Annotated in this window: 6 protein-coding genes and 1 tRNA gene; 4 read left to right on the forward strand and 3 right to left on the reverse strand. The window is 53.7% G+C overall.

Going from position 1 to position 8572, the window contains the following annotated elements; translation table 11 throughout:
* Positions 1-226 precede the first annotated feature (226 nt).
* Positions 227-622 (reverse strand): ectoine synthase, encoded by a 396-nt coding sequence (locus AACZ64_RS05795; protein WP_293615762.1) that lies wholly within the window; start codon positions 620-622, stop codon positions 227-229.
* 295 nt (positions 623-917) lie between these two features.
* Here AACZ64_RS05795 and AACZ64_RS05800 point away from each other — a divergent pair, with 295 nt between their 5' ends.
* Together AACZ64_RS05800 and AACZ64_RS05805 are read left to right on the forward strand one after the other, a co-directional pair.
* On the forward strand, positions 918-2906 hold the full coding sequence (locus AACZ64_RS05800; RefSeq protein ID WP_293615763.1) for a hypothetical protein: 1989 nt from the start codon (positions 918-920) through the stop codon (positions 2904-2906).
* A gap of 68 nt (positions 2907-2974) precedes the next feature.
* Entirely contained in the window at positions 2975-4282 is a 1308-nt protein-coding gene (locus AACZ64_RS05805; RefSeq protein ID WP_293615764.1) for a carboxylate--amine ligase, read from the forward strand.
* A 415-nt stretch (positions 4283-4697) separates the two neighbouring features.
* Here the strand turns inward: AACZ64_RS05805 and AACZ64_RS05810 are convergent.
* Positions 4698-4784 (reverse strand) — tRNA-Leu (locus AACZ64_RS05810).
* A 253-nt stretch (positions 4785-5037) separates the two neighbouring features.
* On the opposite strand from AACZ64_RS05810, the gene rnr reads away from it, so the two are divergent.
* Both rnr and rlmB read left to right on the forward strand, forming a co-directional pair.
* Positions 5038-7455, forward strand: a complete 2418-nt coding sequence (gene rnr, locus AACZ64_RS05815; RefSeq protein WP_293615765.1) for a ribonuclease R — start codon at positions 5038-5040, stop codon at positions 7453-7455.
* A gap of 33 nt (positions 7456-7488) precedes the next feature.
* Positions 7489-8253, forward strand: a complete 765-nt coding sequence (gene rlmB / locus AACZ64_RS05820) for a 23S rRNA (guanosine(2251)-2'-O)-methyltransferase RlmB (protein WP_293615766.1) — start codon at positions 7489-7491, stop codon at positions 8251-8253.
* A gap of 30 nt (positions 8254-8283) precedes the next feature.
* Here rlmB and AACZ64_RS05825 read toward each other — a convergent pair whose 3' ends face one another.
* Positions 8284-8448 (reverse strand): DUF3012 domain-containing protein, encoded by a 165-nt coding sequence (locus AACZ64_RS05825; RefSeq protein ID WP_293615767.1) that lies wholly within the window; start codon positions 8446-8448, stop codon positions 8284-8286.
* Between the last annotated feature and the right edge of the window lie 124 nt (positions 8449-8572).

Consider the following 8572-nt stretch of genomic DNA (forward strand, 5'->3'; position numbering starts at 1 on the left):
ATGTTTTTGAGCATAGTTGATGAAATGGCAAGACTAGTATAACTCGTGTGTACACTGTAGGAAGGCCCTGTGCTCAGGAGCTGGGAAGGCTCTCCAGCGGTGGTGCGCCCAGAACAGTAATTCGTAGCATGAACTCCCGACAGTCAAATTAAAACCGCCATCGAAAGCAGCTTGATCTCCAATGGCGGATTTTTTCGTCGAATTGGTGTGAGAATCGACTTTAGGGTCAGTCCTCGCCAGTATCCGGCAGGTAAGCGCCATCTTCGTCGTGCACTTCTCGACCGGTGACCGGTGGGTTGAACGAACAGATCAGACGCATATCTTCGGTGCCCCCCCGCAGAGTATGCTGATCGTGTTGGTCCAGAGCGTACAGGGTACCATCGCTGATTTGATGGGTTTCACCGGTGGCCTTGTCCAGAATGCTGCCATTGCCGGCCACGCAGTACACGGCTTCGAGGTGATGTTTGTACCAAAGGTTGAGCTCTGCGCCTGCCGGGATGATGGTTTCATGGAAAGAAAACCCCATGCCGTCTTTCTTCAGCAGCATCCGGCGGCTGGTCCAGCCCGGGCCGGTTACTTCGCGTTCGGTACCGATGATGTCCTGAACTCGTACGATTTTCATGCTATTTCCTCGTTAGGTGATGTCCGAATCCCTCAGTATAAACATTGCTGCCAGGGCTGGTTCAAGCAGTATTGATCGAATGCCATCATTGTGGCTGTGGTGGTCGGGCTCCGACTTCGGCTAGTGACTATCCGCTGGAACCTTCGGTCAGTGGTGTTATTAGCAAACTTCACTATTTTTGCCTCTACCTGGCAATTATATGCAGTGGATATAGGGAGATATGTAGAAGGACTTTATATCCTGGACTTTGTTAGGTCAGGTTGACATGTCACGTGATTAAGGGGAAGGTGGACCGATGAGGAGAGATACACTCGAGCCCGCCCTCAGCATGACGGCACGTCAGGGGGAGTTAGTAAATTCACTCGACGTTGCCATAAACCGCCTTGCCGAAATCAATGCTACTGAAGGTGTTTCGCCCGTATTCGAGGTGATCAATGCGGCACGGACACTGATGTTTAATGCCGATGGCCTGCAGGCGCTCTACGAGCGCGTACCAGCGATTGAGGCTGCCGGATTCTTTGCTGGTAGCGATTGGGATTACCCTCAGACGCTGGTGCCTTCCCTGGCCGTGCGCACTGTGCGTCACGGCGAGTCTACCGCGACTTTGGTCGAAAGCCTCAGCCAGATTCGCCTTCTGGCAGTGGCCAAGGGCGACTTCGTACACCCTTCTATTTCGGCGGAACACGCAAATCACTTTCTCGCCCAAGTATTGGCGATGAATCTCGACCTGGTAGTCAGTGATCTACAGGAGAACGATCGGCTGAGGCCTGATAAGCTGGGCTATGCCGTTCAAAACCTGTATCACTTCCTGATTCGGCATCTGGGATATGAGAATCTTCTGGAACGTCTGGTGGCGGAGGTCTGGCGGATTCTGGCGCAACGTCCGGTCCAAGTGGGTGGCGTCAAACAGATGGTGACTCAGATTGCAGTTTGTTTGCAAAAACCGGATGCGTTGGGTGGCGAAGTCGGAGACGACGCACTGCAATTGATCCACGCCGTGTTCAGCCCTACCGAAGGTTGCCGTGAAGATCCGGGCTTTGATGTATACGCTGAACGACTGGCGAGCATGGACGATGCTGCTTTGCTACAGGAGGCCGTCACCTTTGCTCAAGCCATGCACAGCACCGGCCTGGTTTCACCCTACCTGCCGGGGTTTATACGCTACCTCCGTACCCGGTGGAACGATCTGATTCCCACGGCTTTGGGCCTGAGTCAAACCGGTGCCGATGCTTTTCACTGCTACCCGGCATTGATTCATACCTTGATTGATGAGGCCCTGTTTCCCGAGACCAGCCAGTGTGCCTATGGCCTGGCCATGATGCTTGAGCGGGGTATTTTGTACGCGCCTCCAGTGGCGCCGTCTCTGTGGCGACAAATACGGCTCTCGCTCTGTGACGCCGCGGCACAGAAAATTGTGGCTGTCTTTGGGCGCAGTCGCCCTCCGGGGTGCTTTTTACTTGCCGATGTACTCAATGTGCTCGGTCGCCCACTGGGTGTGGGTCAGGGGAACTATCCCACCTGTCAGTCGACGCGAGCGCTGTCCATGTGGGCATACAACATGCCAGCGGAACTGCTACGGATTCTTGCCTGGGCGGCGCGCGATGACGAAGTAGTCATGCGCTTCGAAGGCGACAGTATTTCTTCACGGGATCTGGGCGCCGGGCTGGCGAGCGAGCCACCTGTAGATGTGGATGCCGTATCGCTGCTCACAGTGCCGCATCTGGATCGCATCTACTTTGAAATGGGTCGCCGCAGCGTTGGGCGTGGCGAAGATCCACACAAGTGGGTCAACGCTGAATTTCACGGTGATCATGTGGGTCACGGATTTCGTATTGCCGTCGATGTATTCACCGGTGGATTGAAAGACTTCCAAGGGTTTATTCGTGACTTTTATGCTGCGTATCACCCTTTTTACAATGGCAACATTCCGGTCATCAATCCACAGCCTGCCGGTATTGCTGTGACCGACAGCGCGACGCGCTTTCTCGGCTGGCACGCCATTACCATCCAGCGGCTTGCGCTTGACCCAGACAAGGTTATGCGCGTGTATTTTTTCAACCCTAACAATGACAGCGGGCAAAACTGGGGCCAAGGGATTGTCACCTCGACCCAGGGCCATGGCGAGCTTTATGGTGAAGCATCGCTGCCGGTGGCCGAATTCGCCTCGCGGCTGTATGTTTTTCATTTCGACCCGCTCGAAAAAGGTGAATCGAGCGATATTCCTACTGACGAAGTAGATCGGGTCATGTGCTTGGCTCAACACAGTTGGGCCTCGGGGCGTTAGTTAGCTCCCAAATACCCGCATGTCAACCCGCTCGTCAGTTTCTTACTCAACGAACAGGAGAAGATCGTATGTCAAAAGTATCACAAGCTCCAATAACCGAAGACGTTTCAGGCTGGACCGATCCGACGCTGGACTCCGTTCGGGGAACGGAAACACCCAAGGATCCAAACAAGGGGTATATCGCTCTGTTGGGCTGGAGTGTTAATGCCATTAAAGCTGCCCAGAAGTTTGATCGTCGTTATGTGGTGGTCGCCCCTGATTGGGCCGCTGATTTTTGCGAAGCGAATAATATTCCGTTTATTCAATGGGACTTTGTGCGTCTGAATGATCGATCTATGGAGATTGCCGAGCGGCTCAAAGCCGAGGGTGTTGATGTGGCTATTCCCCTCTTTGAAGAAACCGTCGAGTGGTCGGGTGCGATCAATTCGGTGCTTATGGATAACCCGCGTATGTACGGTCAATCCATCCTGTTTCGGGACAAGGCATTAATGAAGCGCCGTGCCCAGCTGGGTGGTATACGGGTGGGGATTTTCGAGGAAGCGCACGAAAAAGACGATGTTATCCGCTTTATGAAGCGCGTCAATCAGACGCTGCTTAAACTCGACGGTGACCCCGATGACCCGATTCACCTCAAGGCATTTGACAAGGCCGGTTGCCTCGGACATCGCATGATCCGCAAGATTGAGGAGATCGACTATATACCGGCCGAAGAGTATCCACTGCTCATGGAAAGTCACCTTGATGGTTGGGAGTTTGCGGTCGAGGCCTGGATACATGACGGTGAGATCAAGTTTCTGAATATTTCTGAATACGTAACTCTGGGCTATTCGGTCTTCGTGCCCGCCACCAACGAACTGGAAAGCTGGCGCAACGCGATCACAAAACAGATCGAGAAGTTGATCAAGACTTTCGATATCAAGTTCGGACTGATTCACCCGGAGTATTTTGTTACCGCCGATGGTGAAATGTACTTTGGTGAGATCGCCTATCGGCCACCCGGGTTCAAGGCATTCGAACTGATTGAGCGAGCCTACGGGTTCAGTGCTTATCAGGCGTCCATGCTGGTGTTTGATCCCAAGAGTACCAAAGAAGAGGTGGAAAAATTCTTCCCCAAGGAAGTGGAAGATGCCAAGGGCTACGCTGGGTGCTTCGGTGTTTATCCGCGACGTCGCGTGGTCAGCAAGCTGGAAATGCCCAAAGAGTGCACTGGACATCCGTATTTCGAGTCCCACGAGCTGGTTGCGCCCACGGAGGAAACCGTACCGGATAGGTCGGCCTTCGGCACGCACTGGGGTCTGGTGTTTTTCTTTGGGGACGATCCCATAAAAATGCGGGATTTGCTTAAGGCACAGGAAGATCTGGACTTCTACGTCTAGAGATCGAGGCTTCATTAGCGGTGTCTGAGGGACAGTAATTACAAGGAGAGTTATTGAACCTCAGCCCGAATCTTTGCCGCCCTCTGGACGATATTTTTTTGGTGCTCTGATTAGATTATTCGCCTCAAGATTCAGATTTGGGCGGGACCCACAACAGGTCCATTGGAAAGCATGCTTCGCATTCAAGGCAGTCTTTTGTGCCTTGTATGTCATGAAACTTGAATATAGATGATAGGGAGTGTTGGATAACTGAAGGTGCTAAGGCACTGAGACGGTACTAGATAGCATCGCTTGAGAGTGTGAGATGAATAGAGTTCTTTCTAGCCACAATCCTAGTGATCAAACTAAGGGGTTTAGAATTAATGGCTATATTTTATTTTTATCGTATTGATTTATAAAGATTAAATATGAAAAATGGTGCCCAGGAGAGGACTTGAACCTCCACGACCTTACGGTCACTAGCACCTGAAGCTAGCGCGTCTACCAGTTCCGCCACCTGGGCATGATGGGAAGCAGAAGCTGCTTCACCAGCGGTGCGAGACTATAGAGACGGTATCCACTATTGTCAATTATGTACTGTAAAAAAATGCATTGAAAAGACAGTAATGATTGTTCTGGTCAGCCCCGAGTTGCGCTTAAAGCCAGTTGCTGAAAAAAGCCGTGGAGAGTTCCGGGCAAGTATGTTCTGATATTTATATACTTTAGCCGATTTCCTCTGTGGTGTCGGTAGTACACTTCTTGCGTTTGGACTTCCAATGAAAAAAACTGTGAACAGAGATCCCTTTGCCGACCGTGAAGCGGCTAAATACGACAAGCCGGTGCCCAGCCGGGAGTTTATCCTCGATTTTCTCGAAAACAGTGTTGGGCCCCTGACCTATGAAGAGCTTCTCGATGCATTTGGCCTGAGCGATGAGGATGGCAAGGAAGCGCTGAGACGCCGTCTGATCGCCATGGAGCGGGATGGCCAGGCCGTTCGCAATCGCCGCAACGCCTATGGCCCGTTGAACAAGATGAATCTGATCAAGGGCCGTGTCATTGGTCACCCGGAGGGGTTCGGCTTTGTCAAACCCGCCGAGGGCGGTGACGACCTGTTTCTCTCGAGTCGCCAGATGCGTCGTGTCATGGACGGCGATGAGGTGCTGGTGCGTGTGGCCGGGGTGGATCGCCGGGGCCGCTCGGAGGGGTCCATCGTCGAGGTGGTAGAGCACCGCACCAGCACATTGGTGGGCCGTTATTTTGTGGAGAGTGGCATCCATTTTGTTCGCCCGGACAACCCCCGTGTTTCCCAGGACATCATGATTCCCCCCGATCAACGCAGCGATATTGAGCCAGGCCAGATTGTGGTGGTGGAAATCACGACCCATCCGAGCCGCCACAATCTGCCAGCCGGGCGGGTTGTTCAGGTGCTGGGTGAGCATCTGGCACCGGGGATGGAGATTGATATTTCCATCCACAACTACGGTATTCCCAATCAGTGGCCGCAAGCGGTGATTGACCAGGCCGAGGCCATTCCATCCGAGGTTCGGGAGGAGGACAAACAGTTCCGGGTGGATTTGCGCCACCTGCCCTTTGTCACGATCGACGGTGAGGATGCCAGGGACTTTGATGATGCCGTGTACTGCGAGCCGCTCAGTCGCGGTGGCTGGCGGCTCTATGTGGCGATAGCCGATGTCTCACATTATGTGGCTGTGGGCAGCCCGCTGGACGAGGAGGCCTATTTGCGGGGCAATTCCGTGTATTTTCCCCAGCATGTGGTACCGATGCTGCCGGAAAAGCTCTCCAACGGCCTCTGTTCACTGAATCCCCAGGTGGATCGACTGACCATGGTGTGTGAAATGACCATGAATGCCGATGGCCAAATCACTAAGTTTCAATTCTACGAGGGGGTTATTTATTCCCATAGTCGGCTGACCTATACCCAGGTTGCCGCCATGATTGCCCAGCACGGCGATCGGGATAGTGGTATTCGCAAGCAGTTTCACGCAGTGGTGGAGCATGTCGACCATCTCTACGACCTGTTTCTCGCCCTGTTGGGTCGTCGGGAGATCCGTGGCGCCATCGACTTTGATAGTCAGGAAACCAGGATTCTGTTTGATGCCGAGCGCAAAATTCAGCAGATCGTCCCCTCTGAGCGCACCGAGGCACACCGGCTGATTGAGGAGTGTATGCTCTGTGCCAACGTCTGCACGGCGACACTGCTGGAAAAGAGCAAGCTGCCAGCACTTTACCGGGTTCACCAGCGGCCCCGGCAAGAGAAGCTAGCCAACCTTCGCGAGTTTCTGGGTGAGATTGGCCTCGGTTTGCCGGGCGGTGACGAGCCTTCGCCAAAAGATTTCCAGCAGGTATTGTTAAAAATTGCCGGTCGCCCCGATGCCGGCGTGATTCAGACAGTGATTCTGCGCACCATGAATCAGGCCGTTTATGATCCCGAGAATGATGGTCACTTCGGGTTGAACTATTCGGCCTATGCCCACTTTACCTCCCCAATCCGGCGCTACCCCGACCTGCTGGTGCATCGGGCGCTTCGCTATCTGATTCGCAAAAAAGGGAAAGTGAGCCACACCAGACAAGTGGAAGGGGCCCCTGTCCTGAGTGCTGCGTCGATTTATCCCTATGATGAGCAGTGGATGATCAACAGCGGTGAACACTGCTCCATGACGGAGCGCCGCGCCGATGAAGCGACCCGCGATGTGGTGAACTGGTTGAAGTGCGAATACTTGTTGTCCAGGGTGGGTGATGAATACGAAGGCGTTGTGGTTTCGGTGACCGGTTTCGGTTTGTTTGTACAGCTGACCGAGCTGTTTATTGAAGGCCTTGTTCATATCACCGGGTTGCCAAAGGATTACTACTACCACGAAGCCGCCCACCACCGCCTGGTGGGGGAGAGAACCAAGCGGGTATTCCGGCTGGGTGACAAATTGCGGGTCAGGGTCAGTCGGGTGGCACTGGATGAACGCAAGATTGATTTTGACCTGGTGGAAGAGGGTAAAAAAGGCAGGAAAGCGCCCTCTGCAGGCCCTAAAGCTACAGCGCTGGCAGCAGAACACGAACAGTCCGTAAGGAAGCGCGGAAAAACCGGGAAATCAAGGTCGGGCAAATCCGCTACAAAAACGGATAAAACCGGAAAGCAGCAGAAACCCCGGCGACGCAAGCCACCGGCCGCAAAACGCTGATGCAGCTTGTGTAGCCTCTGATGAGTACTGATCATGACAGATAAGCTGGTGGACCATGCCAAGGGGCAAGGGCAGTGGATCTTTGGATTACATGCGGTCCAGGCCGTGTTGAAAACCTCTGCCAACAAAGTGCGGCTGTTAAAAGTGTTGCGTGGCCGCGAAGACCAGCGCCTGCAAAAAATACTGGCCATGGCCGAGCGCCAGGGACTTCGTGTGGAGCGGGTGATGCGCTCGGATCTGGATGATCTGGCAGATGGCTCGCATCAGGGTGTTGCAGCACTCTGTGATGATGCTGAAGTACAGGATGAACACTTCCTCTATGAGTTACTTGATCGGTCAGAGGAAACGCCTTTCTTGCTGATTCTGGACGGTATCACCGATCCCCACAACCTGGGTGCCTGCCTCCGTTCTGCTGATGCCGCTGGGGTTCATGCCGTGATCGTGCCAAAGGACAACTCGGTGGGCCTCACCCCGGTGGTACAAAAAGTCGCCTGTGGTGCCGCTGAAAACGTGCCACTGGTGGTGGTGACAAATCTGGCGCGGACTCTGAGGAAGTTGCAGGCTCGGGGATTATGGATTATTGGTGCGGCGGGAGAAGCTGAACAGCTGGTTTACAATACTGACCTGAAAGGGCCTGTTGCGTTGGTCATGGGTGCCGAGGAAAAAGGCCTGCGACGACTGACCCGAGAGTATTGCGACCTGTTGGTAAAACTGCCCATGGCGGGTGTGGTCAGCAGTCTGAATGTGTCCGTTGCGACGGGTATTTGCCTGTTTGAGGCCGTCAGGCAGCGCCGATGACGGCTTGCGGGCGCTGCCTTAGTCCATGGGTTAGTCGATAATGCAGTGTTTGGCAAAATCGGCGGCTTCGTTGGCGGTCCAGTCGCCTTTGGGTGTGTCTTTCATTTTGGCACACCAGGCTTCACTGCCTACCTTGGTGCAACCAGCACTGGATAGTGCAAACAGTACAATGGCTAACAGGCCTATCGTTTTCATGTTTTTTCCTCGGCAAATGGGGAAGGTGGACGGCCAATCATAACGGCTAAAATGGACAGTTCCAACCCTGAGCCTTGTCCAATATGAAGTGAGTCTGGAGGGCGGGTGTGATTCCAAGATGAAA

Origin of the sequence: uncultured Porticoccus sp., from assembly GCF_963975625.1 — a bacterium.
In the GTDB taxonomy this organism is placed as follows: Bacteria; Pseudomonadota; Gammaproteobacteria; order Pseudomonadales; family Porticoccaceae; genus Porticoccus.